Annotated in this window: 21 protein-coding genes; 9 read left to right on the top strand and 12 right to left on the bottom strand. The window is 46.0% G+C overall.

Annotated elements, in window-relative coordinates:
• Positions 1 to 205: 205 nt before the first annotated feature.
• Positions 206 to 1,879: a diguanylate cyclase gene (locus L5M71_RS03200; RefSeq protein WP_263191330.1), complete on the top strand. Its 1,674-nt coding sequence runs from the start codon at positions 206 to 208 to the stop codon at positions 1,877 to 1,879.
• Between the two features lie 163 nt (positions 1,880 to 2,042).
• Here the strand turns inward: L5M71_RS03200 and L5M71_RS03195 are convergent, their stop codons facing one another.
• The 5 genes from L5M71_RS03195 to L5M71_RS03175 form a co-directional block, all read right to left on the bottom strand.
• Positions 2,043 to 5,165 (bottom strand): NAD(P)-binding protein, encoded by a 3,123-nt coding sequence (locus L5M71_RS03195; RefSeq protein WP_263191331.1) that lies wholly within the window; start codon positions 5,163 to 5,165, stop codon positions 2,043 to 2,045.
• Between the two features lie 237 nt (positions 5,166 to 5,402).
• Positions 5,403 to 5,564 carry a hypothetical protein gene (locus tag L5M71_RS03190; RefSeq protein ID WP_006080915.1) on the bottom strand — a complete coding sequence of 54 codons (162 nt, stop codon included), beginning with the start codon at positions 5,562 to 5,564 and terminating at the stop codon, positions 5,403 to 5,405.
• Positions 5,565 to 5,852: 288 nt separating this feature from the next.
• Positions 5,853 to 7,244 carry an RsmB/NOP family class I SAM-dependent RNA methyltransferase gene (locus L5M71_RS03185; protein ID WP_263191332.1) on the bottom strand — a complete coding sequence of 464 codons (1,392 nt, stop codon included), beginning with the start codon at positions 7,242 to 7,244 and terminating at the stop codon, positions 5,853 to 5,855.
• Positions 7,245 to 7,482: 238 nt separating this feature from the next.
• Positions 7,483 to 8,151, bottom strand: a complete 669-nt coding sequence (locus L5M71_RS03180; protein ID WP_014610189.1) for a glutathione S-transferase family protein — start codon at positions 8,149 to 8,151, stop codon at positions 7,483 to 7,485.
• A 78-nt stretch (positions 8,152 to 8,229) separates the two neighbouring features.
• On the bottom strand, positions 8,230 to 8,856 hold the full coding sequence (locus L5M71_RS03175; protein WP_263206383.1) for a glutathione S-transferase family protein: 627 nt from the start codon (positions 8,854 to 8,856) through the stop codon (positions 8,230 to 8,232).
• A 195-nt stretch (positions 8,857 to 9,051) separates the two neighbouring features.
• Here L5M71_RS03175 and L5M71_RS03170 point away from each other — a divergent pair, with 195 nt between their 5' ends.
• Positions 9,052 to 9,648: a TetR/AcrR family transcriptional regulator gene (locus L5M71_RS03170; RefSeq protein WP_219234247.1), complete on the top strand. Its 597-nt coding sequence runs from the start codon at positions 9,052 to 9,054 to the stop codon at positions 9,646 to 9,648.
• Between the two features lie 95 nt (positions 9,649 to 9,743).
• Here the strand turns inward: L5M71_RS03170 and L5M71_RS03165 are convergent, their stop codons facing one another.
• Entirely contained in the window at positions 9,744 to 10,457 is a 714-nt protein-coding gene (locus L5M71_RS03165) for a DUF2461 domain-containing protein (RefSeq protein ID WP_263191334.1), read from the bottom strand.
• 335 nt (positions 10,458 to 10,792) lie between these two features.
• Between L5M71_RS03165 and L5M71_RS03160 the strand changes: the two genes are divergently transcribed.
• Both L5M71_RS03160 and L5M71_RS03155 read left to right on the top strand, forming a co-directional pair.
• Complete coding sequence (locus L5M71_RS03160) at positions 10,793 to 13,012, top strand: TonB-dependent receptor (protein ID WP_263191336.1); 2,220 nt, start codon at positions 10,793 to 10,795, stop codon at positions 13,010 to 13,012.
• A 134-nt stretch (positions 13,013 to 13,146) separates the two neighbouring features.
• The gene (locus L5M71_RS03155; protein ID WP_263206382.1) at positions 13,147 to 13,710 is read left to right on the top strand and encodes a PhnA domain-containing protein; all 564 of its coding nucleotides are present in this window, start codon (positions 13,147 to 13,149) and stop codon (positions 13,708 to 13,710) included.
• Positions 13,711 to 13,809: 99 nt separating this feature from the next.
• Here L5M71_RS03155 and L5M71_RS03150 read toward each other — a convergent pair whose 3' ends face one another.
• Positions 13,810 to 15,015, bottom strand: a complete 1,206-nt coding sequence (locus L5M71_RS03150) for an MFS transporter (RefSeq protein ID WP_263206381.1) — start codon at positions 15,013 to 15,015, stop codon at positions 13,810 to 13,812.
• A gap of 230 nt (positions 15,016 to 15,245) precedes the next feature.
• Here L5M71_RS03150 and L5M71_RS03145 point away from each other — a divergent pair, with 230 nt between their 5' ends.
• The gene (locus tag L5M71_RS03145) at positions 15,246 to 15,824 is read left to right on the top strand and encodes a MarR family winged helix-turn-helix transcriptional regulator (protein WP_263206380.1); all 579 of its coding nucleotides are present in this window, start codon (positions 15,246 to 15,248) and stop codon (positions 15,822 to 15,824) included.
• 125 nt (positions 15,825 to 15,949) lie between these two features.
• Complete coding sequence (locus L5M71_RS03140; RefSeq protein WP_028760658.1) at positions 15,950 to 16,963, top strand: succinylglutamate desuccinylase/aspartoacylase family protein; 1,014 nt, start codon at positions 15,950 to 15,952, stop codon at positions 16,961 to 16,963.
• 19 nt (positions 16,964 to 16,982) lie between these two features.
• Here the strand turns inward: L5M71_RS03140 and L5M71_RS03135 are convergent, their stop codons facing one another.
• Entirely contained in the window at positions 16,983 to 19,010 is a 2,028-nt protein-coding gene (locus tag L5M71_RS03135; protein WP_263206379.1) for a methyl-accepting chemotaxis protein, read from the bottom strand.
• A 207-nt stretch (positions 19,011 to 19,217) separates the two neighbouring features.
• Here L5M71_RS03135 and L5M71_RS03130 point away from each other — a divergent pair, with 207 nt between their 5' ends.
• The 3 genes from L5M71_RS03130 (at position 19,218) to L5M71_RS03120 (ending at position 21,128) form a co-directional block, all read left to right on the top strand.
• Positions 19,218 to 19,844: a fumarylacetoacetate hydrolase family protein gene (locus tag L5M71_RS03130; protein WP_263206378.1), complete on the top strand. Its 627-nt coding sequence runs from the start codon at positions 19,218 to 19,220 to the stop codon at positions 19,842 to 19,844.
• 23 nt (positions 19,845 to 19,867) lie between these two features.
• Entirely contained in the window at positions 19,868 to 20,479 is a 612-nt protein-coding gene (locus tag L5M71_RS03125; protein ID WP_263165768.1) for a Crp/Fnr family transcriptional regulator, read from the top strand.
• Between the two features lie 139 nt (positions 20,480 to 20,618).
• Positions 20,619 to 21,128 (top strand): YgjV family protein, encoded by a 510-nt coding sequence (locus L5M71_RS03120; RefSeq protein WP_263196771.1) that lies wholly within the window; start codon positions 20,619 to 20,621, stop codon positions 21,126 to 21,128.
• A 129-nt stretch (positions 21,129 to 21,257) separates the two neighbouring features.
• Here L5M71_RS03120 and L5M71_RS03115 read toward each other — a convergent pair whose 3' ends face one another.
• From L5M71_RS03115 to L5M71_RS03100, 4 genes are all read right to left on the bottom strand, one after another.
• Entirely contained in the window at positions 21,258 to 21,500 is a 243-nt protein-coding gene (locus L5M71_RS03115) for a hypothetical protein (protein WP_263202093.1), read from the bottom strand.
• A gap of 195 nt (positions 21,501 to 21,695) precedes the next feature.
• The gene (locus L5M71_RS03110; protein ID WP_263206377.1) at positions 21,696 to 24,437 is read right to left on the bottom strand and encodes a family 20 glycosylhydrolase; all 2,742 of its coding nucleotides are present in this window, start codon (positions 24,435 to 24,437) and stop codon (positions 21,696 to 21,698) included.
• Complete coding sequence (locus tag L5M71_RS03105) at positions 24,434 to 25,276, bottom strand: ROK family protein (protein ID WP_263206375.1); 843 nt, start codon at positions 25,274 to 25,276, stop codon at positions 24,434 to 24,436. Before L5M71_RS03105 ends, L5M71_RS03110 begins: the two co-directional genes overlap by 4 nt.
• On the bottom strand, positions 25,273 to 26,565 hold the full coding sequence (locus tag L5M71_RS03100) for an MFS transporter (protein ID WP_263206373.1): 1,293 nt from the start codon (positions 26,563 to 26,565) through the stop codon (positions 25,273 to 25,275). The genes L5M71_RS03105 and L5M71_RS03100 overlap by 4 nt, the downstream gene beginning before the upstream one ends.
• Between the last annotated feature and the right edge of the window lie 16 nt (positions 26,566 to 26,581).

Raw genomic sequence — 26,581 nt, 5'->3', positions numbered from 1 at the left:
GAATTTCATACCGCAGTTTGGACTTTGAGACTAAAATAGCATCATAAGGCATGGTATATCCGACTAATTTAGCCTAACTGATTGTAAAAAACTAAATGTAGCCATAAAGTTAACCTACAAATCCAACTATCGACTAAGATTGACAGCATTAGCATTTTCTTCATAGCTGTAAAAATGATCTATGGCCCTTTAACTAAATAAGCCGATGAACAAACTTAAACAAACTCTATTTTGGTGTTTTTTACTTTTCTTGTGGACATTAAGTCCCTCTGTATTAAGCGCTGAAATTGCGTTGGACTCCCCGTATTTGTTCCATGCTAAAGCGGATCAACAGCCTCCTGAGCGGTTTGAAACCGTGCCCCATTGGATGGGACAACTCGACGAAGCTAGTTCGGTCAGCTTAACCGGTGGCGATTATTGGATGATTACACCTGTGATGGTCAATCAACGTCAATCAAACTGGGTAGTGGATGCAAGTAATTCGATTATTGAATCCGTAGATTATTGGATACTCGGCAGTGACGGCAGCGTACAACATGCCCACAGTGGCTACACTGCTCCATACCAGTTTTTATTCGATTATGGTCGTAAGGTCACCTTGAATATGGGCACGGATTATTGGCTGGTGGTGAAGCTGAGTAGTCGTTATTACTCATCTCCCCCTGAGATAGCTTTGCAAAGTGTGGCGGATCATCAACTTATGTCTGACCGTCTCGCAATGGCAGTGCTGCTGTGTTTAGGCGGATTATTGTTTATCGCCTTATATAATATTTTGATTTATATCTCTATTCTTGATAAAGCCTTTCTCTACTATGGCCTTTACGTATTTGCTTATTTTGGTGGCTGGGCACTGACTTTCCATTTGCCCGCACACTTATTTAATTTCCATTACCTTGAGTTGCATCATCTGTTTTTCATCAGTTTGCCTATTTTTAATATCATGTTTTACAAGCACTTCCTGCAGTTGCCTAGTTACTCTCCGCGGCTGTGGCGTCTTAGTCAGTATTTAATGTTTGCCTGTATTGTGGCTCTGCCGACCAGTATTTGGTTGTTATCCTATACGGCAATTATTGCCTCTGTACTGATTATGCTATGGATTGCTTTAGCGATTACCTGCGGTAATGTGTGCTTGATGAAAGGCTTTGCTCCTGCGCGTTATTTTATTCTTGCCTTTACTTGCTTGCTGTTGCCTGCGGTGATTATTTTACCCGGAAATATGGGGCTCACTCCTGATTTCATTGAACATGCAGAGCTTGCGACTCTGATGGGCGGTACGGCTGATGCGTTATTACTGTCCTTAGCGTTAGCGAATAAGCTGAAATTACTTGCTGAGGAACGTAAGGCGCATATTGAAGAGTTAGCGATTGCATGGGAAAAGGCACGTTTAGATGGATTAACGCGAGTCGGTAATCGTTATGCCTTTGACGAATATATGAACTCACAATTAGGATTTGCCGATAAAGTCGTGCAACCGATGGCGTTAGCACTATTGAATATCGATAGTCTGAAAAGTGTCAATGAAACACTCGGCCATCAAGAAGGCGATAGATTATTGCTGTTGATAGTGCAGTTATTGCAAGCAACAGACTTAGCGCACATGAAGGTTTATCGTATTAGTGGTGACGAGTTTGTGATTGTGACGCCTTCTGCTGGTATCCAGTTATTACAGAGTGCTTTGAGTGGCTTAGGTGAAGAATTAGCAAGCCATGGTTTTAAAGAGTGCCAGTGTAGTTTTGGGATGTCGTTAAACACTGAGGTCGCAGATCCCCATGAGTGGTTGCGTTCTGCTGACACTCACTTATATCAATCGCGTATGGATAAGCGTCGTCAAGAGTATGCAGATACTCGCGGTGTCGATGTGAGGCTACATTTAAGCTAGCTATTGAAAAAGTTAAAATAATCGTTTTAGTAGAACATTAGAAAACATAAACGGCGTAGAATTTATCTGCGCCGTTTATGTTTTTATCTTAGATTTATTAGCTTCATTTTGCTTGGACTCAGCAGTGTCCAAGTTTGCGACTTAGCTAGATTTAAGGACGAGCTTAGAAGTCTTTTTCGCCCTTAATCACCGCAGGATGACCCGATATCGCTTTTGAAGTGTGCATTCCCGCCATCGTCGCCGCTTCGACGCAGCCCGCATTAAGGCCTGTCTTTATCCAATCGCCCGTCATATACAGGTTATCTATCCCTGTGCCATCCGTCGTGATGCGATACTGCGAGCTGTCTTTAACCGATAAGACATAACGCTCGGATGGGTCTACATTTGCGCGCCAATATTGGCTATCGAAACGGGCAACACCTTGACGGTCATGTTCATCGTGTAACCATTCCCAAGGGAAGCTATCACCGACATTTTGCCAAAGTTTATGGATTTCGGTATTGAGTTGATGGATAGCACCCGCTTTTGCTTCTAAGGTTTTCCGTTGTTGGAAATCTACATCCGAGCTTGGTGGATAGGCCTCGACAGGCAATGCCGAGCAAAAGTAACTGGCATTTTTAGGTTCTAAGCCGCGCCAATCTTCTTTGTCTAGCAGTTGGTTCATTGATGCCCAAGTATCGAAGGGTTCGGTGAAGCCCGATAATACGGGTTCCTCGCCATCTTCAGAGTAATTAGGCCAGCCTATCCCATTCAGATCTTGGTTCATCCACAGTTGATAGGCTTGAGTGGCGACAGTTTGCACCTTATCAACGCAAAGCTTGAGGGCTGGGCTTTGTGCCATGACTTCACTCGCCACATGGGGCACAGAACCTATGGAAAGACCGAAGATGACTTTGTCGAAATCCACACCTTTGACTAAGCGCTTTTTCGGTAGGGCTTTCCCAAAGTGCGTTTCATATACGCTGTCCCAATCGCTCCAGAAGTGTTCAAGATTGATATTATGGGCTTTGAGCAGCGCAGCTTGTTCAGGCTCAAGTTGCTCATAATTGGGCGTACTCGGCCAGCAGGCGAGACCTTTAACATCGACCAAGGGATCGTAGTTTGTGACAGTCGGCGCCAGAGCTACTTGCTCAGTGATCTCAATCGCTTGAATACTTTGATTACGGCATTCGAGATTATCAACTCGATTGAAGTAGTGGAAATTGACTCCGCGGCGTTTGAGTACTTCGTAGAAAGGCGTAAAGACCACATCACCCATTCCGGCCTGCATTTTCCACATCACGCCACCTTGATAGCACAGGGCAATACGCAGCATAGCGCGGATAATTGTGCCCGCTTCGACATTAGGTTTGTCGAAGTTGCCTTTCTCATAGGCAAACACTAAGTCGTAAAAACCGCGCACTAGCGCACTGTCGACTGTGTACTTAAGGCTGGCGCCGTGTTTGGTTAACCATTCGCGATAATCATAACCATTGATGGCGTCAAAGCCTTTCTCAAACACATCGTCGGCAAACATGCCCTTGAGGATCGTGAGCCCCAGATCGGCGGCTATATATAAGTGGCGCAGTTCGTCATTATTATCTAAATGTCCGCTAAAACGTTTCACGAGTCTTTGATGCAGGGCATCGACGGCCGATTCTACAAAACCATCGTCACTTTCACTGTGTACATGCTCATCGCACTCGCGGCCAATCATTTGATTAAAATGGCATTCAAGCTTATCACCGAGCGCGTCGAGTGATTCTTTGGCATCTTCGACCGAATCCTCTAACTTATCTTTTAAGCGTTCAAACCAGCTGCTATCGAGCCAGTTTTTAGGTGTTCCCATGGCATTTTCATCTGCATCGAGCAGGTCATCCATGTCTTTGAGCCATTCTTTGATCCACGCAAAGGCGACTTTAACGACTTTCCAGAAGGTGAGGGTTTCGGTGCCATCACCTGGGATGCCTGGTAACATTGGGAAAGTGATTGGCCAACTTACAGAACGGCCATCAACTTCTTCCTGTAAGACGATGAAGTTATGGGGTTTAAAGGCATCAAAAAAAGTCGCAAGCGGCGCGTTTGCTGGCCTATCCAATTCCTCATACGCTTTGCGCATTAAGGCAAACGCGTTTTGATAGAAACCAAACCAGATGTGTAAACCATGTTCTTCGATGCGTTGCCCCATAGCGGCATTGCGGCCACTTGCCCCTTTACCACCGATACGCCAGCCGAGTTGATAGACATCAATCTCATATTGATTCTGCCAGCCGGGTTTATCGGTTAGATAACAGGCTGCTGTCATTGCCGCGACACCTCCACCGAGAATGGCTATTTTCTGTTTTTTGATTTCGGAGTTATCGACTAATACCTCGCCGGGCGGCACTTCAAAATCGAAGTTCACATGGTAAGGGAGTAAAACGTGCTGCTCACCAATCTCGACCCCGAGCGTATCTTTTAACGGGAAGCTGGCATTATCAAAAATGGTCGCGACAAAATCATTTTTTAGCAGGGCAACACTGTGCACTTTATTCACTTGGGCTGGCGCGGCAACGATGGCTTGATAAATGGCTTTTTGCCCTGACGAGTCGGGGAACTGTTTTAGAAATACTTGATCGATAGCGGGTTTAAATAACAGATGAAATAGCTGCTCTTCGCCAAGCTGGTCAAGTTCTGGAATAAAATCGGTTTGTTCTTTAAAGAGTTGCCAAGTTTGGGTTATCGCTTCAAGGGTTGAGAGCTGTGCCTCGGGTTTGGCATTGCAATTCACTTCAATTAATGGATGCAGGGCAAGTTCGGTTTCGGGTGAGAAATGTAAAAAACTTTTGGTCTCAAGGGATAATCGCGTCAGAGGCTCGCCAACCGCTGGCATAGTGTATTCACATAAATACTTAGGATAACCAAAGAGTTCTCTGCCATTAATTAAGGCCATGGCATCGTTCACCCAAATGTGTAGCGGCTGAAAATACACTTGGCTGATTTGTTTACTGTCGCTGCTATCTTGGCGCCCGACCATGACCCAAGTGATGATGTCCGTTTCTTGGATCCAGCCCTTAGCTCTGTCCTCTGGATAAGCGGAATATGCTTTTTCAATTTGAGTGAAGGTTGTCAGTACGTAGGGAGACAGCACCTTAAAATACATTGCGCTACCGGCAACTTGATTCAGGGTTTTATCGATAGAGCGTTGCAGGTTTTCCTGTTTCCCCTTAAGAAAAAAACCGTACATATCGGCTTTATTTAGCACTAAGGGCGAGTGCATCAACATACTGCCTTGGGGATAAATAAAGTCGGGGCGCTGTTTTTCCATGGCGTTCATCCTTAAATTTCAGTGTAAGTCCAATGATTTGGGAGTTATAGCCCAAAAAGCATAGGGCAAATAAGCAATTAAGCCCATTGATTTTACACTGGAGTGATTAAGTATTTGATAGGGGATAACGGGGTTGAGTAGCAAGTTGGATATTATCCAACTTGCTCAGATTTGGCAGGTTTAGCACAGAACGAATTTGTAAAACAAACCCGTGAGAGCAAGGGTACTTAGATTTAGTTACTTCGATTTATTTTGGTAGAAATCCACCTCTGTATTATCGTCCGAGTAACGTCGCTTAGTATCTCTGCGGCGCTGTTTCACGCGTTTATTCTTTTGCTTACCTTTGACGTTATCGCCCCATGGCGCATCATCGTCGTCAAATTCATAGGAGTGTGACATGGTCAAAATTCCAAAAATACCTGTGCCATTCGCAGCACCCGATCTTTTTACCCAAAGGTGAGATGAAGCTAAAGCGAAATATTTCATCACTGATGGTGAAAAGTTTTGTCCAAAGGCTATATCTTGCCACTGAAATGGCCGTATCTGAGATTTCAATGGGGAATATGTGGATTATCCTTATGATAATTAAAGGATAAGTGTAATTATCATCGGAAATTATATTATATGATTGAAACTGGCGCCCAGAATGAAAGGCGCCAAGTTTTGATACAAAATAATGAGTTAGTGTTACTTGTTGCGCAGCATACGCGCGACAAACATACCATCACTATTCGCTTCAAAGGGCCATACGGTCAACATTTCTGTTTGTTCACCCGTAAAAGGATTGCGTATTGGCGTGAGCATGAACTCTGGATGTTGCTGTAAAAACGCCGTCACCACGTCTTGGTTCTCGAGCGGCGACAAGGAACACGTGGCGTAAACGAGTACGCCGCCCGCTTTAACTGCGCGGCTACTGCGGCTTAAAATATCGAGCTGTAACGCGGCTTTATCGGCCACGGCTTCAACACCATCCAACCAACGCATATCAGGATTACGTCGCCAAGTGCCAGTACAACTGCACGGGGCATCGACTAACACACCATCGAAATGATCCGCAGATACCGGCAGGGCATCGCTCTTCCAACGGGCAACGCTAATACCGTTAAAGTGAGCTCTTTGGGCGCGTTTAGTGAGTTCTTCTAGGGCATTGGAGCGAATATCTGACGATATAATGCTGCCCGTAGAGGGTGTTTGAGTATCAGCAGCCTTGGTCAGCATCAAAGACCGCAGTTGCAGGGTTTTACCGCCGGCACCACTGCAGGCATCCCACCAATGGGCATCGGGTTCTGGCGCGCAAATTTGCCCTATGACCTGTGAAGCCAAATCTTGGATCTCGATGTTACCGTCTATATACAGGGCGATTTCATTAAGATTCATACTCTTATTGCCAAGGTTAATCGCATCGTTAAAGTAATGACCATAACTAGCATCGATACCTATCGCTTGCAGCTGCGCCGCCGCATCTTGGCTAGTGATCCCTTGCGCGCGTCCCCAAATCGGTGGGCGACTAGACATAGCATTAATTAATTGCGTTTGCTGCGCCGTATCTACAGGGCACACTTGCCAGAACCAGTCGGGTAATAAATCCTGTGGTTTAAACTCAGTCGCGGGAAATAAATGCTGCATTAGCGTGAGTTTGTCGTCGAGACTTTCAACGGCAAGTGCTTGAGCTTGCTGATAATCGATGGGCGATTGCGATAACTCATGCCAAGCGTTGGCGATATCTTGCCAAGCATGGGCTTCCAATAGGGCACTGGCGCTTAGGCTGGCAAAATAAACGGCAGATTCTTGCTGATCGCCTAATCGCTGAAACCACCCCCACCAGCGGAACAGACTAAATAAGGATTCACGAATGACTTTACGGTCCTTCGAGCCGTGTTTTTTATGTTCTCTAAAGTAGTTGGCCAGAATACGGTCGGCGGGCATTTTACTGCTTTGAATTTCATCGAATAATTGCTTAATTGTACTGGCGTAACTGAGTGCACGTTTTTGCGTAGGAGTGTTCGCCTGAACATTTAAAGCTGATGATGTGACTGAGTTAGATGCCATACCGGAAGAGAAGCTGCTTGGATTACCCATAAATTTAGCCTGAATTATGCTCTCTGTGGCTGCGCCTTATGTAGGAGGCATAACTGTAACAGAGGGGAAAAATAAGTGGCGCAGAGTGTAGCAGTTTTGCCCGATAACAGGCAGAAAAAAAGCCCCAAAGTCGCATCAACTTGCGGGGCTTTTTGTGGTTGAGTCACTGAGACTTATAGTGCATTCAGTACCAAAGGGTTATTTGCAGACTATCACTCAATTACCGCTTGGAAGGTGATTATTTCGTCACCATCTTTTGGATTTGCTTAGCCCGTTCTTCATCACTCATTTCCACCGGTGGTGGCGTGACTATGCCTTTTTGGCACGCGGGTCTGAGTGCTAACTCATCTAACCAACGTTGCAAATGTGTCAGACCTTCCATATTGATGCCGCTCCACTCGTGGATCCGCACCCAAGGCCAAGTTGCGATGTCGGCAATCGTGTATTCGTCACCAGCAAGGTATTGATTTGTAGCTAGTTGAGTATTCATAACCTCGAATAAACGTCGACCTTCTTTTTGATACCTGTCAATGGCTGCGGGGATTTTTTCAGGGAAGTACCTAAAGAATACGTTGGCTTGTCCCATCATGGGGCCGACGCCGCTCATTTGGAACATTAACCATTGGATCACCTGTGAGCGCTTTTTCGGGTCGGCTGGCAGGAATTTACCTGTTTTTTCGGCGAGATACAGCAGAATCGCACCCGATTCGAATACCACAAAATCCTCGTTATCGCGGTCGATAATGGCGGGAATGCGACCATTGGGATTGATGGCGATAAACTCTGGCTGTTTTTGCTCACTGGTGCTGAAATCTAATTTATGGACGCGATATTCAAGTCCCATTTCTTCCAGTGCGATGGAAATTTTAAAACCGTTAGGGGTCGCGGCTGTGTATAAATCTATCATGATGATTCCTTTAGGTTATAACGCTTATAGCTACTCACTTTAGTGCCCATGAATATTCATCATCAGGCATTAGCGCCGCTATTTTTTAGGGGTTAACGATACTATGGCAGGACGCTGCGCCATAGTGTTGAACCAAGCCTTGAGATGCGGCAAGTTATCAGTCACTTCGATGTCTAAATTTTTAATAAAACTGATAAAAACGTAAGCCGAAATATCGGCAATACTGAATGCATCGCCTGCCACAAAGGGTGACTTGCTCAATTGTTGGTCTAAGGTTGGTAGGAAGTCAATGCCCCTTTGGCGTGATTCTGCGCCCCAAGACTCGACACAATTTTCCCTGTCTTTATAGACACCGCTTAAATTACGAAAGGCTTGAAACCCGACCATTAATCCTTGTAACTCTATGATGCGTTGCCACATTTCTACTTTGGCGCGCTCAAGCGGTGTATTACCAAACAGTGAACGCTTACTCGGGTGGATTTCGTCTAAATAGCGGCAAATGGCAACAGATTCACACAGGTAGCTGCCATCATCGAGTTCGAGCAGTGGAATGCGGCCATTTACACTTTTGGCTTTAAACTCGGCGCTTAAATTTTCTCCTCCACGGATATCGACGTTCACTCTTGGCACTTCTATGCCTTTTTCCGCAAGAAAAATACTGACGCGGCGTGCGCTGGGAGTCGGAGCTAATTCGTAGAGTTTCATCTAAAGTCCTGTAGTTTTATCAGTGCTTTATGCTCGATTCGGGCACATAAGGCTTTTTCTGAACGTTCGGTTAGGTTAGAATTTACGCTATATCTAAACGAACAGTCAAGAATGATTTACCCCTCAACTTTCTGTAGTAAAGAGGAATGGTGAAGCTGATCGTGAACGCGTATTCAAGAGATTAGGTCGCAGGCTATGGCACGGAGTTGTAATTTTGATCGGCAAGAAAAACTCATATTGGCGATGGAGCTTTTTTGGCAAAAGGGCTTTGCCGAAACCTCGATTTCCGATCTCGTCGGCCATTTAGGCATTAATCGATTTAGTCTCTATAACAGTTTCGGCGACAAGCAGAATCTTTACCGCGAGTGCCTCCGTTTTTACCTTGATCATTACTCTTTTGGCGCTTCAGATACTTTGCTGCATGAAAAAGCGGGCTTGGCTGAAATAGAAGCTTATTTAGCGCGCTTTGTTGCTTTGCAGCGGGAGCAAAAGTACGGCTGTTTTATGCAAAATGCCGTGCTCGAAAAGAGCCTTAACGATGAAAGTGTGCTGCAGGAATGTCAGCGATTATTTTGTCGATTACAGACCTCATTCACCCAAGTGTTACAAGTTTGCCAAGCGCGTGGAGAGCTATTAGCCCATGTGCAACCACATCAAGTTGCTGCTTTTTTAGTGCTGCAATTACAAGGGATTAGAGTGTTAGGCAAGGCGGGCGAATATGAGTTGTTAGACAATGCATTTGTTGTATTGCAAGACTATTTACGTAGTTTGAGTGCTAATCAGACGGCATAACTGCAAATGACATAGTTTGATTGGCCTAGGTTTTTGCCTAGGCCATGATTTTTTAGAAATCTATTTTTTAAAAGTTTATTTTTAAAAGTCTATTTCTAAAAGTCCAAGTCTAGCGCAAAACACAGATAGGCCATCAGTTGAGTGCTGTATGCAAACTGCTCGGCACAAAAACTGGCTGTATCTGGGCGGCAGAGTTCCTCAAAGGCGATATTTTTAACTGCGATAAAATCTTTTCGTTTTAGCTCTGCCAGCATAGGGTGGTTTTTATCAAATCCCTTTGGTGGTCTAGTTAAGCTGTCGCCATCCATATTAAATCCATGACCTTGTAAGGTCTGTAGCGCCTTTTTATAGCCGTTAGGGTTCTCATCAATACAAGTGCGAATGGCATTTAAGGCTTTTGATTCTGGGTGCCAAATCCCTGCTGCAATAAAACAGCCATCTTCGGCAATATGTAGATACAGTCCCGGGGCATGTACGTCTTTACCTTGAAAATGCCGAAATTGAATGCCGACATTGGTTTTATAGGGCGTTTTATCTTTGCTAAAACGGCTGTCTCGCTGGGGACGCATCAAGCTGCCGCCGACTTTTTTTGGTACGGCAGTGAGCCTAGGCGAGAGGGCGAGGATACTGGGCTGCATTTGCTCGATAAACTGCAGTGCAGGCGTTCGCACTGTTTCTTCGTATTCCGCCTGATGGGCTTTAAACCAGTCGCGGGAGTTGTTTTGTGCCAGTTGATTTAAAAATTGCAGGCTCGCCGCGCTGAACGTTGCACCAGTCGCGATGGGGATTTTAGTTGTTAGAGTGGCCATTATCAGGGAACCTTATTAATGCAGATAAACCGAGCACAAGCAGTATTAATGCCGATTGAGGAGCAAGGTGAGTTGCTGACATATCCTTCCGTATCGCCTGCCCGTTCTTCTCACGATAGTTAAAACACGATAGTTAAGACTGTCAAGTTGGGTGCCAATACTGCCATCCTTCGGCAAGATCTTCACTTAAATTTTTGCATTGTGCCGCTTCTACCTTGTTTTCAATAAGTCGGTTATTTACACGTAAAGCTAAGTGAGAACTATTCTTATCTTGTTCGTTAGTGCCTATAATGCCGCCCTATTTTTAGATTGGTTTGTTAATAGGATGACGTTGAATGGGTTGCCTGCCTAAATGTGATAAGTGGAAAGCGAATAGAAATCTGTCGCTTATGGGATTATGTATATTGCCCTCAATGCCGTTGTACGCCGCTGAGGTATTGGGCGAGCCTAAGGTTGAGCCGATTGAGATCCTGCAGGTTCATGGGCAGCAATATCGCAGGGCTATCACAGTCGCTAAACCCGGTGAAGCGATTATTTCCATGGATCAAATCGAGGAGATGCAGGCGACAACTTTCGCCGAAGTGATCGATGATATGGCGGGGGCGCATATCGATGGCGGTACCCGCAGCGGCGGTGAGCGGATTAATATTTGGGGCTTTGGCGAGACTGAAGATTTTAACGTTTATGTGGATAATGCTCCGGTGGGATTTGAGCAGTATCGCTACGGCTCATTTTTCCTCGATCCTGACCTCATCAAACGAGTGGAAGTGATCAAAGGCGCCCATGATGTGCGCTCGGGCAATGGCGGTTTTGGTGGTGCCATGTATGTGGTCACTAAATCGGCTGATGATTTTCTTAAATATGATCAATCCCTTGGCGCGCGAGTCAAAACCAGCTACGCCAGCAATAATGACGCTATGGGTTATACGGGGACAGTTTATGGCCGCGTGAATTCACATCTATCTGGCTTGCTGCATCTTACGCGTCGCGATGCGGGGGATGTCACTTTAGCCAATGGTGAAGAGTTTGAATATTCAGGTTATGAGCAAAATAACTACCTAGGTAAGATGGATTACGCGCAGGGCGATCACCAATTAGCCTTGAGCGTGACCCATTATCTTGATGAGGGCCGCAAACCTTGGGCTAACCGCCGTGGCCCTATGCCTGCAATTTCGGACTACAACATTAAAAAGTACGGTTCCTACGAGCAGGCTCTGTATGCCACAACCGCCTACAACACCTATGAAGACAACACTTGGTCGGCAAATTATCGCTATTCGCCGAGTAATCCCCTGATCGATACCCAAGTGGTGATTTCCCATTCGGCGAATGCACGCCACTGGGTAAGACCCGATATCGCGTGGGAGAAAATGACGGTTTCCGTAGGCAACTTCGGTCACGAATCTTGGCTAGACTATAAACGTGACTACATTGATATTAACAACTTGAGCTTGATTGGTGACCATGAGATCACCACAGGATTACAGTACCGTAGTCTCGACCGCACTTCGCTCGTGTTTAACAAAAGTTATGAAACAAATCCCGAGAAAAACTTTGGCTGGTACACACCTTACTACCAACCTGAAGGCCGTCAAGATACCTATGCTGCCTATATTCGCGATGCAATTCATCTTACTAATGACTTAACTGTGACTCCCTCGCTGCGATATGACTTTATCTACAGCATAGGTCGACCAAATATTGCACCAGATTACAATGATATTGCTGCGGGCCATGACTATAGCTCAACCCATCATTCGGGGTTCTCACCCAGATTAGGCATAGATTATCAACTGACAAATCACGCTCGGTTAAACTTTGATTACGCTTATAGCTTGCAAGCCCCTGTGGTGGATGAGATTTATGCCGTGCAATACGCTAAAGCCAGCATTACCGGCACGAGTCGCGACATTGATGTCGAACGCTTACATGCCTTCAAATTAGGCCTAATGACGCAGCATCAGCATGTACTTGCCAATGAGGATGCTTTGTCGACGCAAATCACCCTGTTTGCCAATTTAGGTCGTGATGATATTGCCCAGCGCCGCGGAGCTAAGTCTGATAAAACCCAGTTAATTCAAAGTGGTTATACAAATCTTGATGGTTACCATATTTACGGTGCCGATTTTGAAGCCCAATATCGCTATCAAGATGTGTTCAGTGATCTTGCGGTTTCATGGCTGCAAGGACAGCACAATGGGTCACTCAGAGATAGCCAAGATGACGATGAATATTTAGCTAACATAGCCCCGCTCGATATTCGTCTGCGTTTAGGCATGTATATCACAGATGACATTTCTATCGCTTGGCAGGGCGCTTGGTATGATGCGCAAACCAATGTTCCCCACGGTGATATCTTTAATGCCGAGTCGCCAAGCGAAAATTACTTCCTACAGAATGTGTATCTCGCCTATGAACCTCAAGCCATCTTAAAGGGATTAAGTGTGCGTTTGATGGTAAAAAATCTTACGGATCTGCAAGTGGTGCCGTTTCTCTCCGATGGGATCCCCGCAGCTGGGCGTGATGTTCGTTTGAGTTTAGCCTATGAATTTTAAAGACTAATCACTAAGGCTGTGTGGACTAGGCATATATAGCTCATAAAAAATAGGGTTATATTGCCTCAGCCCCCTGCCGAAAAATGCCAGTTTATGGCATAATCCGCGTTTTACTAGGCATATAGAACAGAAAAATGACTGAAAATGAATTGCTAAGTCGCTGTGGCGGCAAGTGTGAACTGTGTGGCAGCGAGCTTGAACTCTCTATTTATGATCTGCCAGCCTCCGATGGCCGTGACAATGAGATCATGATTTGTGAAACCTGCAGTGGCCAAATTGCGGCACCGGATACCATGGACATGAACCACTGGCGTTGTCTGAATGACAGCATGTGGAGTCCTGTACCGGCAGTTCAAGTGATGTCATATCGTATGCTTAAGCGCTTAAATGGCGAAAGCTGGGCGCAAGATTTACTGGATATGCTTTATCTTGAAGACGATGTAAAAGCGTGGGGTGATGCCGAAGTGGCCGCAGCAGGTGACGATGCGACGCCAACGTTAGACAGTAATGGTGCCGTGCTCAACGCTGGCGATACTGTCGTTATCATCAAAGACTTAAACGTGAAAGGCACTAGCTTTGTGGCTAAGCGCGGCACAGCTGTGCGTAACATTGCTTTGACCAACAACCCAGAGCATATCGAAGGCCGTGTTAACGGCACTCGTATTGTGATTCTGACGTGCTTCGTTAAAAAGTCTTAAGTTGAACCTAGTGTGGGCTCGATTTATCGAGCCGCACACTATAAAAAACCGCCATGCTCGTTAATCGACATGGCGGTTTTTTTATTTTGAATGAGAGAGTTAAGATACGCAGCGGGTGACTTGATATTGGCGTGCATAACCCTGCGGATTAAATTGCCAAGATAATATCCACGCCATCAGACTTAAGCCCCCGAGCAACAACCATGCACTGTTAAAGCTATTGAAATTATCGCGGATCAATCCAGCAATCCAAGGCGAAATGGCGGCAATGGTATAACCCACACCTTGTACAAAGGCGGTTAATTTACCCGCTAACATCGGATTTTGTTGATGATCCATAGTCACAATTAATCCGAGTGGAAAAATCCCGCCTATGCCTAATCCCGCCAGTCCCGCCCATAAAAATAGCGACACTTGAGGGGCGAGTGCGAGTCCCATAAAGCCGATGAGTTGCAGTAAGCACAGTAGGGCAATAATAGCGCGTCTGTCCGTTGACTTGCTGGCAAGCCAAGGAAACACTAAGCCCGCGATCACTTCCATACTGGTTAAGAAACCTAACACTAATCCCGATTGTGTTTGGCTATAACCTAACTCGACCGCGTAGGGGGCTAACCATGCAAGTACGCAGACATAACAACTTGTACCTAATGCAAAAAATATCGCCAATAGCCAACTGCGACGAAAACGCCAAAAGTTAAGCTGCAAAGCTTGCTCTTTTGCTTGGCTCGGTAGTGCAGCTTTATGTTTAATCAGGAGCCACAGCACGAGTGCGAATATGCCTAGCCAAGTCCAATGACCTAGACCCGCGCGCCAACCTAAGTTCATCCCGATAAAAGGCGCACTGCTCGCCGCTAATGCGGCGCCGCCCATAATGGCGGTGACGTAAAGTCCCATCATTAAGGGCACCCGTTCACCGAAATTAAGCTTAATCATGGCGGGCATTATGGTTTGAATGAGGGCGATTGCGACCCCTGCCAGTAATGCCGAGCAGATAAGCCAATTGGCATCTATCGCCCAGAAGCGCATTGCAGTAGCGGCGATAAGCAGTAGCAATGATCCTGTCATTACGGTATTGAATCCTAAGCGTTTGGCGACACTAAAGCCTGCAAAACAACCCAGTCCCATGGCGAGCACGGGCAGCAATGTCAGCATAGACGCTAAGGTAAAACTTAAACTGATATCCTTTTGTATGCTGGGCAGTAAAGGCCCAACGGAGGCGAGAATGGGCCGTAGATTTAGACCAATAAGGATGAACGCGAGTCCGAGCAGCAATAAATTCACTTTCTCTGTCAGGGGGGATCGCATGGACTGTCTCCAAAAATAAGCTGAGTTTGATTTGCTGAAAAAGTGATTTGTAGCAGCATTTAGCATACTCATGATGATTTCCTTTCAACAACAGTAGGTTGAAACCACATCACTACAATTCAAAAAGAATCTCTTTCGGATGTATCTTGATATAAAGATATTTTAATTCTGCGAGAAAATGACTAAGATGTAAAGGATGATGTAAAGAATCTTTATATTGAGATAAACCTATGACAGCTAAAATGACGCTAACTAATGCCAGTCCTGCGGATACTAACGCGAGTTCTACGGATAAAAAGAAAGTGGATTCGAATACTAAAGAAGATGGCCTCGATAGAATTGTTGAACAGTGGCAACAGCAAGGGGTGACTGAGGATTTGATCCCTATGGCTGTGCTCGGGCGAATCGCTCGTTTAACGAAATATATCGAAGTGGTACTGCTGCAATGCCACGCCGAATTTGGCTTAGGTCAGGGGGAGTTCGATGTGCTCGCGACGTTAAGGCGCTCGGGAGAGCCGTTCACACTCTCGCCTTCGCAACTTTATCAGAGCATGATGCTAAGTTCTGGCGCTATGACCAGTCGTTTAGACAGACTCGAAAATAAGGGGCTGATTGAGCGGGAGCACAGTAAGGAAGATCGCCGCGCTGTCCATGTCTCGTTAACTGCTGAGGGTAAGTCGCGCATTGATAAGGCATTACCTCAGCATATTCAATGTCAAAGTGCGTTGTTCGCGGGCGTGAGTGCTGAAGATAGGCCTGTGTTACTGCAGATTTTAAAATCTTGGCTGAACCAATTTGAGCCGCAATAATTCGTTTAAAATCCCACTTTAGTCTTTAAAGTAGGCTGATATGTAATAGCGGATCATTTTGGCAAAAATGCGGTAAACATGAGCCAACCGCGCGGGATAACATTTGATAGAACAAGGGAGTTGCCATGGTAAAAAGACGTGAAGCATTTGAATTAGCGGGAAAACGAGTCACAGCCGGAACGCAATTAGGGATCAAGCTGCCAGCCGCTAAGTTGTATACCGATACGCAACTCGATATTCATGTGGAAGTGTTTCACGGAGCCAAACCTGGCCCGACTTTACTGGTTTGTGCCGCCATTCATGGGGATGAACTCAATGGTATCGAAATTTGTCGGCGTTTATTAGCCAGAGTAAATCCCAAGAATCTGACGGGCACGTTAATTGTGGTGCCAATAGTGAATGTGTTTGGTTTTATTCAGCAATCCCGTTATTTACCCGATCGTCGTGATTTAAATCGTTGCTTTCCTGGTTCTAGCAAAGGGGCCCTCGCAAGCCGTTTAGCTAATCTGTTTGCCACTCAGTTATTAGTTCATGCAACCCATGTGATTGATTTACATACTGGGGCCGTCCATAGGGATAATTTGCCGCAAATTCGCTGTGATACTAATGATGAGACTATGCTCGCCATGGCGAATGCCTTTGGTGCACCGCTTATTATGCATTCTAAAGCGCGCAGTGTTTCTATGCGAGGTTATGCTAATCAACAGGGCATTCCTTGCATTTTATATGAGGCTGGAGAGGCGTTACGTTTTAGCGAGTTGTCGATAAAATCTGGCCTCAAAGGTGTGCTCAATGTGATGCGCAGTTTAGATATGCTTAAAGGGCGAGTGAGTAACAAAGGCGCGAGTGTCAGTGCTATTCGCAGTTATTGGGTGCGCAGTGAATCCGATGGTTTAGTGAATATGAAGCTTAAACTTGGCCAGCGGGTGACTAAGGGTTATATCATTGCCCATATCGTCAGCCCCCACGGCGGTGACAGTGTGGCCATTCGCGCGCCAACCGACGGTATTATCATAGGAATAAGTAATATCCCTGTGACTAACGAAGGTGAGGGCATGTTTCATATCGCCCAGTTCGAAGGTGACGAGATTGAAATTGCCAACGAACAGCTCGATGAATTCCTGATGGAATATGCCTAGATTCTAGGTCCCATCACCTCTACAGTTTAAACCGCTCCACTGAGCTGGTGAGTGAATGGGCAAGCAGAGTGACTTCGTTGCTGCGTTTGGCCATGTCCATAGCTTCATTGGCATTTTGGTCTGCAGATTGTGCCGCCTCACTCATGCTCGACTCAATCCGCTGGCTGTAATCTAACTGCTCGTGGGCGGCGTGGGTGATCTCTAGACTCATTTTATTGAGGGTATGTAAGGTGCTTTCTATGTGAGCGATAGCATCCTGCAGAGTTTGGCTTTGTCCGACACACTCATTTGCTTGATTTTGCCCCGTAGTAATCGCATCGGCTGCCGTGGACGTTTCTTTTTGCAGGGCCGTGATCATGGTTTGAATTTCGGCGGTGGCGGCTTGGGTGCGTGAGGCAAGTGATCGCACTTCATCGGCCACGACGGCAAAACCACGACCATGTTCCCCCGCTCTGGCGGCTTCAATGGCGGCGTTCAGTGCCAGCAAATTGGTTTGTTCGGCAATGCTGCTAATGGTGGTTAAAATGCTGCCAATATTATCGCTTTGAATGCTCAAGCGAGACATGACTTCAACTGAGCTACTTAAACGGGCGCTCAGTTCGGCAATTTTATTGCGATTATCATCGGCAATTTGCTTCACTTGATTACCGTATTTCGAGGCTTGACTGATTTGTCTCGCCGACTCACTGGCCTGTTCTGTCACTAGATTTGAGCTAGTAAACATCTGTTCTGCCAAGGCTTTCGTTTCATCGACTCGACCGATTTGCGCCGTTGCGGCATTGGCGATGCGCTGGCCTTGCTCATTGGTTTGGGTGGCAGAGCTGTCCAATGAATGGGCATTTTGGCTGATATTAGTTAATAGCTTGGCAAGATCGTCACTCAAGGTATTCATGTTATCGATTAGGGCACCAAATTCATCATTATGGCGTTTATGAATGCGTTTAGATAAATCCCCTCGGGCGATACTGGCGAGTGCGCCGTTCACTAAGGCCAAGGGATTGAGCATGGCCTTGGAGGTGAAGAAGGAGATAAAACTCACCATGATGATAAATACCAGTGTTAGTACAATCGCTAAGGTTTGACCCTGTTGAATATCATTACTGGCGATGGTTTGCAGGCTGGTAAATCGGCGGTCGGCTAAGTTGATTAACTTATCTAAGGCGAGATTATTCGCATTAAACTCTTTATCGGCATCGAGGTAATGTTGCTCTGCTTGTCGTTGTGCCTCAACTACGGCTTCCTGCACTTTATAAAGTTCGGCAGGCGATGCGAGTAAGGTATTGATAATCGCATATTCTTGCTCGAATGTTTGCAGTAGGCCTAAGGTATCAAGCCCATCAGTTTGTTGTTTTAAAAAGGTAAAGTTAGTGGTGAGATTTCCCAGTAAAATACCGACATCCTGTTGGTGCGATTGAATAACATCCAAACTTTGAGTGTGGATCAGTTCCCCCATAGTGTTGGCTAGCGTATAGAGCATGTCGTCAATGCGAGTACCTGTGCCGACAATTTCTTCGAGTAAAGTGGGATTATCGGGGATGGAAAGAGTTTCGAGATCAATCATCGCATTACTGGCGTTGGTCTTGGCATGGTTAAAGCGCTCAAAGAGTTGCAGGTACTGCCGTTTTGCTTGTTCATTGGCGAGTTTAGCGCTAAACATGGCTTGGCTTTGCTGCAAATAGGCTTGGTATCTTGCCTGCGCTTCGTTTAGGGATGTTTGCATCTTAGGTTGATCTGCAACTCGCTCAATTAACTCATTTTCGATACTTTGATATTTCTTCTGCAGCGCGGTAAATGCTTGCTGACTTTTGGTTAAGGCGGCAGTGTCTTGCTGACTATGGGCCAAGGTGGCAAGGCGTGACATTTTTAATAGCACTAGTTGTAAGCTATTACTCTGCTTTTGCACGGGTACGGCTAAGGTTTCAATATTTTGATAGGCGGTTTGTACTTGGGAGAGTGAATAGTAGAAAAAGCTACTACCAGCGATGAGCAGCGCGCCAATTGCACTAAAACTAAAGATGATTTTTTGTTTTATGGTAAGCGTTAACATAGTGCGAAAACCTCTTCTATGACTGTCCCTGTAAAATGGGTTTATTAATGGTTAGATCGCTGTTTTCGTTGAAATATTGATTTAAGTGTAGCAGAGTTCGTCATAAGTACAGTGATTAGTTCAATTGAACGTTTAGATTTAATTTAGGTTAACTAGTTGGTTTTATTATTTAAAATAATTTCAACCCTATCTTGAAAAGGATTAAAGATGAAATCAGTCGTGTTAGGTGAAAACCTTATCGTACCGACAAAAATTCTCTGCATTGGGCGTAACTATGTTGAGCATATCCATGAATTAGGTAACGAAATCCCCGAGGATATGGTGGTATTTTTAAAGCCCAATTCGGCCATTTCGACTGTGCTTCATTCTGAGTATCAAGGGGAAACCTTGCATTATGAAACCGAGCTGTGTTTTATGTTTCAAAATGGCCGTTTCAGTAGCGTCGCCGTCGGTTTAGATCTCACAAAACGTGATTTGCAAACTAAGTTAAAAGCTAAGGGATTACCTTGGGAGCGAGCAAAAGCCTTCGATGGTGCTGCGTTATTCAGTCCGTTTGTGGCGATTGATGATGCAGAGGCACAGCTGCATTTCACCTTGAGTATCAACGATAACTTGGTCCAAGAGGGGCATATCGATTTAATGATTTACAAACCTCAGACCATATTGTCCGAGCTACAGGCATTTATCAGTCTCGATGAGGGCGATATCGTAATGACAGGCACGCCCAAGGGCGTGGGAAGCATTCCCGCTAAAAGTGTATTTAACGTCACGCTGAGCCGTGGCCTGCAAGCGAGTGCTGAACCCTTACTCGAATGGCAGTGGTTAAGTGTTTAGTGATAAATCGCTGAGTAGCTCGCATGATTGAACCTGATGACGTAAAAAAGACTGCTGTATTGCAGGTGCCAATTTGTCAGCCACTGCAACAATTTTTGCTTGCGTTAGGGGCTAGTCAAGGCGCTGTTGAACGTTACTTACCACAGTTTAAAGCGTTGAACGTGCCGGCGGGAGAGGTGCTTCTTGGCCAAGGAAATGAGCAGTCACAGGCATATTTTGTTGTGGATGGTATCGTGCGGGCTTGCCATTATACTCAGGAGGGCACAGAGCGCTGTAAGGAGTTTTATTTCGAGGGTGAACTGTGTTTTTTGTATGTCAGTTGGCTTAAGCAAATTCCCGCTCGTTACCAATTAGAGGCCTTAAGCGCCTGTAAACTTATCCAAATGCCGTTATCTGTGTTGGATGATACTTCGCTGCAGTCAGTGCAAATTGGGTTACTTAAACAGCAATTATTGTATAAAGAACAAAAGGAAGCCTTTTTACTGCTGCACACACCTGAGCAACGTTATCTGTATTTACGCGAACATTCACCACTTTGGCTTGAGCGGTTAAGCCAAGGTCAGCTAGCTAATTATATTGGCATTACGGCAATCAGTTTGTCGCGTATGCGTAGACGACTTCAAGACTCTCTTTAATGGTTTTTGCTCCCAGTTAACTTAAGTTAATGCGCTAAAGCGCGATTCCCATGATGCTGCGCCTTAAGTTGCGCTCTCAAGTCTATAAGGCTTTCAATCTGAGTGCGCATTATTGCTTAAAGCGAAGGAGCTTAATAAGTTGACTGCGTTTACTTTGTCTCAAATTTTGGTGGCGATAGCCATTATCTTCGATCTGATTTCGTTTCAATTTAAAGCGCGGGAGCGGATAGTCGCCTGCCTTTTTGTGTCTGGCATCTTGATTTCAATTCATTTTTGTTTGCTGGAGCAATGGACTGCCGCAGGCTTAATGGGCATAGCCACAGTGCGTTATCTCACCAGTATTTTTACCACCTCAAAAGTAGCCCTATGGTGTTTCTCTATTGCTGCACTTGTGATGAGCATTGTGACCTTCAATGGGGTAACGACAGTGATCAGTTGTATAGGTACCTTGTTTCAAACCCGCGCCGCATTCTGTCAAAGGGATAAAGATCTCAGACTGCTTATGATAGTCGGAACCAGTTTTTGGCTCGTTCACAATGCCTTAGTGGGATCGCCCGTGGCAGTGTTAATGGAGGTACTCTTTATTGGCAGTAATTTGGTGGGCTATTATCGACACTATTTTCGTGGGCGGCTTAAGCAACTGCCGTGATCAGTTTAAATAATCTCATTGATAATTAGAAAGATATTTACTTTATAACGGCGAATTACAGTGACTGTTGTAATCGTCGCTTGGCCGTCAATGTGAGGCTAATTCCAGTGTGGGTTGGCTCTGGAATGATTAGAGTCCCGCGACGGCTTCCATATCGAGTTCGATATCTGTGCAGCCTTTAGCACAGTAAATTCCTGCGGCTTGTTTTGCCTTTGCCTGCTCAGGCAATATGACTTTAAGTGTCTGTTTACAGCTAGGACATTGCACTGGCTTACCTTTAAATACCCGTTTAATCAGATTTTTCTGTTCATTAAACGAGGTTGCTGTGCTTTGGTTTAACACGGCAAAGGGGCTAGTAGAAGCAGTTGTCATCGGTTGGCAGATCCTTAGGCTTGATTAAAGTATTATCACGAGAGTGTCATCGCGAATAGCGAGATTATAGCCTGAGTTGCGCTGTTATTGAAAAGCCTCAATGTAAGCTCATGCTTAACCTATCGACCAGTGGTATTAATAGTCAATTAACGCATCGGCCATCACATACGATGGCCGACATTGTGCGAGAAACGACTAGAGGGTGTTTTGCCAAGTCGATGGGCGAGAGTAACGCGCGCCATCTTTGACTCTGGCGCGGATGTGTTTGACATCATTAAGCTTGAAAGCTTGGCGGTAGCTTAGCCAAGGTCCTGAGTCGAGTTGGTATTCCAACTCGGCATTGGGATATAAGCTATTGAGCACTAACTGCTGATGTTCAACACGTATTCCAGGCGGTGCTATGCGGTAGAAAACTCCCGCTTTTGCTAACTTAGGCTGCACTTTATTGGCGTAAACCGCAGCGAAAATTTGCCAATCCTGTTTGAGCACTTGCTCGGCTTGGCCATTGAGTTGGCTGGCAAAATGTTGAGTTTGCTGGCTATAGATTTTACCTTGATAATCATAGGCTAATTCCCATGGCGCCCTATGCCATGCCCGTTCGGCGAGAGCGACCATGCGCGGGAATAACATGTATTCTGCTTGCTCGTCCGATTGCACCATTTCGCTCCAAAGATGCCCCTGCAAGCCGTAAAAACGGTGTCCCGGTTTGAGCTGGCTGTGGCTATCGTCCGACACAAATGGCTGATTTAAGCTATTGTGCCAGCGCTCGGCATGGGCGGGCAGGTTATCGGGCATAAAGCTAAACACCTTAAAACTGTCTATTGCCCTCGAGGCCCAATGATTGCCGCGCTCATCTGGATGGCTAGCATAGGGGAAATCAAAATAGGTGACTTCTGGCGTTGAGATAACGACCTTCCAGCCAAGATTTGCTTGCTTATGTGCGATTTGATGGCCGTTGTTTGAAATCTGCGACCAAGCGTTAGATTGCACTTGGGCGTTCATGTTTTCGGGGCGCACTTCACCCATGCCATCATTCCAACCAGCGGCAATAATCCCTTTATCTGCCAACATGTTAGCAACTCGCTCGATAAAGTAACCATTGAGCGAATGCAGTCCGGCTAACTCATCGGCTTTTTGTTGCTTCATCGCGATACACGCGGGGGATTCTACCCAAGCGCCCGCGGTTTCATCGGCGCCTATGTGGTAATGTACTAAGGGAACACCCGCGGCGTGGTGCATCTTTTTAACTTCATCAATCACAGTATCGATAAAGTGATAGGTGCTCGGCAGACACACATTGAGTGTGTTGTCGTGGTAATACTGAATCGACGAATATTGGGTTTTATCTGTAAATTCAGTCAGTAAAAACTCCTCCGCTTTAGCTTTGTCTCCCTTGGTGAGGTAATGGTGATAACGCGCCTCCATGGATTTTATTGCGGCGCGTGAATGCCCCGGCATGTCCAGTGAAGGGATCACTTCGATATGGTGAGCATCAGCCAGTTGTAATATTTCTTGGTATTGCACCACGGTTAAGTAGCCATCGACGGGGTTAACGTCCGCTATGCCGCTGCCCAGTTGTGGCAATAAACAGCTTTGCTCGGTTAAATCGAAACAGCGTTTTGCGCCCACATCGGTCAGTTCAGGTAAGCCGGGGATGGCTAAACGCCAACCTTCATCGTCGGCTAAGTGCAAGTGCAGCTTATTGATTTTATAGGCGGCGAGCTGTGGGATAATGCGTTTAATAAAATCGAGCGAGTGAAAGTTACGAGCTAAATCGATATGCAGGCCGCGAAAGGCGTAGCGAGGCTGGTCTTGAATATCGATGGCGACCAGTTGATCGTCACTTAAACTGATCAACCCAGCTAGGCTCTGTAGGCCATAAAAGAGTCCCGCTTCACTGCTCGCTCGAATACTGATTTGCTCAGTCGTTATGGTTAACCGATAGGCTTCGCTGCTTTTAATTTCACTATCATGGGCTTCAGTGCTTGCGACTTTAGGTGCTTGAGTATCGAGTTGCAATAATAGAGGCGTGCCTTTGTCCTTGGCCGAAAAGCCTAAAGAATCGAGGTAATCAAATGCCGCCTGCCGTCCCTTAAAATCGACAGTTGCAGCCGCGAGTCGATAACCTTTAGCAAGGGATAAAGGCGCCGAGTTTAGGCTTTGGCTATGAAGTGGCGTGGGGATGAGTTTGCCGCTAATGTCAGGTGCTTTGTCTGCGGCTAAGGCTTGATATTGCTCTGCTAAATACTTGCCATCGGCAAAGGGGGTTGCATCGTTTTTTGCCAGTAAGAATTGTTTCTCTGCATTAAAGGGCGCCAGGTAGTCTTGCTCGGCTAAACCTGTTTCTTTATCGCGCCTTGTTTGAGTGCTCTTTATGATCTGCGCCTTATCGCCCATAGCGACAAAGAAGTTTGGCATAAACTCGGAACGGGTGATTTGGCTACCTTTGCTATAAAACTCAATACGACAAACTTGATTGGCGACGAAGCCCTTAAAGCTGGCTTTAGGAGTGATTTTATGTAAATCGCCATTGATATGCTCAATGCTAAAGTCACCCGCATCGACGAAATAAACGGGCGATAATTGGCTGAAATAAATTTGCCAGTCGCCGTGATTTAACTCTTCGCTGGATAACTTGTCGTTGGATAGCTGAGTGGGCAGGGTTAGCTCAATGGCAGAGCGATAGCATTGGGTTTCTTTAGCGGGACAGGTTTCAAGATAACTAGCGGTTAACTGATAATTTAATTGGAGTTTATCGGCCAATTGATTCAGCGCGACATGATTTGCCTCCTGCACAGCATTGGCGGCCAGTACTGATGGCATCGCAAGTATTGAAAGCACCGACGCCACGGGAAGCACTGCCATCACGCCGCTGACTAAGGCCGTCTTAATCCTCTGCCACTTTATCATCCCTTTCTGTGTTATTTGTCCTTTCACTTAGCTGAGTCCTTTTGTTGTAAAAACCACTGCGCGGCACCTATGAGGGCTGCATTGTGATGTTGGCTGACTGAAATCGTCAAGTCTGTCAGTTGCGGGCCATAGACTAAACTTTGCAATTTCTGTTTAAGCGCTTCAATAAAAAAGGGAAAGCTTTGGCTGATTGAGCCGCCAAGGATGATATCTTTGGGATCGTATACCAGTAAGGTTTGGGCGATCATGTGCGCCAAGTGTTCGCCAAAATGGGCGAAGGCTTGTAGCGCTTGGCTGTCACCTTCACAGGCTTTTTGGTACAAATGCTCACCACTCATTTGGTGATGAGTGGTGAAGTATTGCCCCGAGCAGTAGTGCTCAATAATGCCATCACGATAACTCAAACTGCCGATTTCACCTGCGGCGCAATGTTTACCCGAATACAACTGACCATTAAAAATCACCCCAGCGCCCACGCCAGTGCCTAAGGTAATCCCGAGCATGTCTTGATTGTGATTGAGCACAGCTTCGCCAAGGGCAAAGAGGTTCGCATCGTTATTTACAACCACATCCATCTCAAAGGTATTTTTAAGCTGCTGAGCCAACTGCGTTGCCGTTAGTGCTGGGATGTTGAGCACTTCGAGTAAAGTGCCGCTTTGCATATCCACCATGCCGGGTATCCCGATGGAAATACCATAGGTTTCAGGCGTGAGATGGCTGTGGATACAGGTCACGAGGAAATCGAATAACTGTTCGAAATTGCCATCGGCGGGAACGGGATACCGCCAAGTGTCGAGTAAGGTTTTACCTTCCACCTGTGCCAACATCAGTTTAGTTCCCCCAAGATCTAAACATAGGACGCTCATAATAGCTTGTTGCCTCTCGTGTTGTTTGTTGCCATCGGCTCGTCATTCTTTGAGGCCGCTTTTGTTGAAAATAATGTGGTGTTTTTAATTAAGGGACGAGCCGTTAGGGCGATATAGCCTATGTATGCCATAGGAATTAACAGCACTAGCATCCCGAGCCGTAACTCGCCGGACAGCTCACTGATAACACCAATGATCGGCGAGATAAACGCGCCGCCGATAATGCCAGTGCAGAGAATGCCAGCGAATGATCCGTGATCTTGGGCGCGAGAATTAAGCGCCAGCGAGAAGATCACCGACCACATGATAGAAATGAAAAAGCCAACCAATGGGAAACAAATTAATGTTAGTTGGCTCGGTCCCCAAATCGCCGCCAGAAAACAAACCAGTGAACTAAGGGAAAAACTGAGCAGCAAGATCTGACTGTCGATAAGTTTAAGTAGCAGCAAACCGAGTAGGCAGCCGAGCGTCATGTAAAACCAAAAATCGCTAACCACATTGGCGCCGACACTTAAGGTATCAAGACCATGATATTGCAGCAAAAAGACTGAGATACTGTTAGCAAGCCCTTGCTCAAGCGCAACATAGGCGGCGATAGCGAAGAAGAATTTCAAAACGGTTTTATCTTTGAAAAGGCGTAAATGGGTCTCGAGGGCACCCGCCGACTCATTTGCCAGTTTATTCACTTTGGGCATCTTCACTAAGCTGGCAAAGAGCACCATGGCGAGTGCGACCACGGCAAATAACCAGTACATGGCGAGCCAACTCATGTTCTCGGGCAATAGCTGTTGCACATAGTTGGCTGATGCAACACTGGCTTGATCTAAGGCGACAAAATGCTGATACACCAGCGGCGCTAAGGTCGCGGCGCCGCCAAAGGCAAGTTGGGCCAGTACGGAGAAAAAGGCAAAATGCTCAGGCCCCGCGGCTTGGCGCAGTAAGGGATTCACTGCTACCTGCAATAAACTCATGCCAGTGCCGATGCAAAACAGGCTAAACATGGCGATGCTAAAGGTAGGGAGACACACAAAAGTGACGGCGCCGATAAACGCGAGGCTAAAGGCTAAGATGATCACCCGTTTTTCACCGTACTTGTCCACCAAAATTCCCGCAGGAATCGATGTCACTCCGTAGGCGATAAAAAACGCAAAGGGAAATAACCCCGCCAACGTCAGGCCGATAGCATAACTGTCAATTAACGCAGGGAAAATCGGCCCCATACTGTTAGTCATCAAGGAAATCACAAAGAAAGTGCAGAGGACAAACAGAATGATGAGTTTGTGTTTCATGTGCTTAGCCAATTGA

The organism is Shewanella sp. SW1 (genome assembly GCF_025653545.1).
In the GTDB taxonomy this organism is placed as follows: Bacteria; Pseudomonadota; Gammaproteobacteria; order Enterobacterales; family Shewanellaceae; genus Shewanella; species Shewanella oncorhynchi.
Note: the sequence above shows the minus strand (reverse complement) of the source record. Positions and strands in the feature narration are given on the sequence as shown.

Bases quoted from the DNA above. Each gene is read 5' to 3' on its own strand.
- L5M71_RS03200 (WP_263191330.1), top strand. From the start codon at position 206: ATGAACAAACTTAAACAAACTCTATTTTGGTGTTTTTTACTTTTCTTG.
- L5M71_RS03195 (WP_263191331.1), bottom strand. From the start codon at position 5,165: ATGGAAAAACAGCGCCCCGACTTTATTTATCCCCAAGGCAGTATGTTG.
- L5M71_RS03190 (WP_006080915.1), bottom strand. From the start codon at position 5,564: ATGTCACACTCCTATGAATTTGACGACGATGATGCGCCATGGGGCGAT.
- L5M71_RS03185 (WP_263191332.1), bottom strand. From the start codon at position 7,244: ATGGGTAATCCAAGCAGCTTCTCTTCCGGTATGGCATCTAACTCAGTC.
- L5M71_RS03180 (WP_014610189.1), bottom strand. From the start codon at position 8,151: ATGATAGATTTATACACAGCCGCGACCCCTAACGGTTTTAAAATTTCC.
- L5M71_RS03175 (WP_263206383.1), bottom strand. From the start codon at position 8,856: ATGAAACTCTACGAATTAGCTCCGACTCCCAGCGCACGCCGCGTCAGT.
- L5M71_RS03170 (WP_219234247.1), top strand. From the start codon at position 9,052: ATGGCACGGAGTTGTAATTTTGATCGGCAAGAAAAACTCATATTGGCG.
- L5M71_RS03165 (WP_263191334.1), bottom strand. From the start codon at position 10,457: ATGGCCACTCTAACAACTAAAATCCCCATCGCGACTGGTGCAACGTTC.
- L5M71_RS03160 (WP_263191336.1), top strand. From the start codon at position 10,793: ATGGGTTGCCTGCCTAAATGTGATAAGTGGAAAGCGAATAGAAATCTG.
- L5M71_RS03155 (WP_263206382.1), top strand. From the start codon at position 13,147: ATGACTGAAAATGAATTGCTAAGTCGCTGTGGCGGCAAGTGTGAACTG.
- L5M71_RS03150 (WP_263206381.1), bottom strand. From the start codon at position 15,015: ATGCGATCCCCCCTGACAGAGAAAGTGAATTTATTGCTGCTCGGACTC.
- L5M71_RS03145 (WP_263206380.1), top strand. From the start codon at position 15,246: ATGACAGCTAAAATGACGCTAACTAATGCCAGTCCTGCGGATACTAAC.
- L5M71_RS03140 (WP_028760658.1), top strand. From the start codon at position 15,950: ATGGTAAAAAGACGTGAAGCATTTGAATTAGCGGGAAAACGAGTCACA.
- L5M71_RS03135 (WP_263206379.1), bottom strand. From the start codon at position 19,010: ATGTTAACGCTTACCATAAAACAAAAAATCATCTTTAGTTTTAGTGCA.
- L5M71_RS03130 (WP_263206378.1), top strand. From the start codon at position 19,218: ATGAAATCAGTCGTGTTAGGTGAAAACCTTATCGTACCGACAAAAATT.
- L5M71_RS03125 (WP_263165768.1), top strand. From the start codon at position 19,868: ATGATTGAACCTGATGACGTAAAAAAGACTGCTGTATTGCAGGTGCCA.
- L5M71_RS03115 (WP_263202093.1), bottom strand. From the start codon at position 21,500: ATGACAACTGCTTCTACTAGCCCCTTTGCCGTGTTAAACCAAAGCACA.
- L5M71_RS03105 (WP_263206375.1), bottom strand. From the start codon at position 25,276: ATGAGCGTCCTATGTTTAGATCTTGGGGGAACTAAACTGATGTTGGCA.
- L5M71_RS03100 (WP_263206373.1), bottom strand. From the start codon at position 26,565: ATGAAACACAAACTCATCATTCTGTTTGTCCTCTGCACTTTCTTTGTG.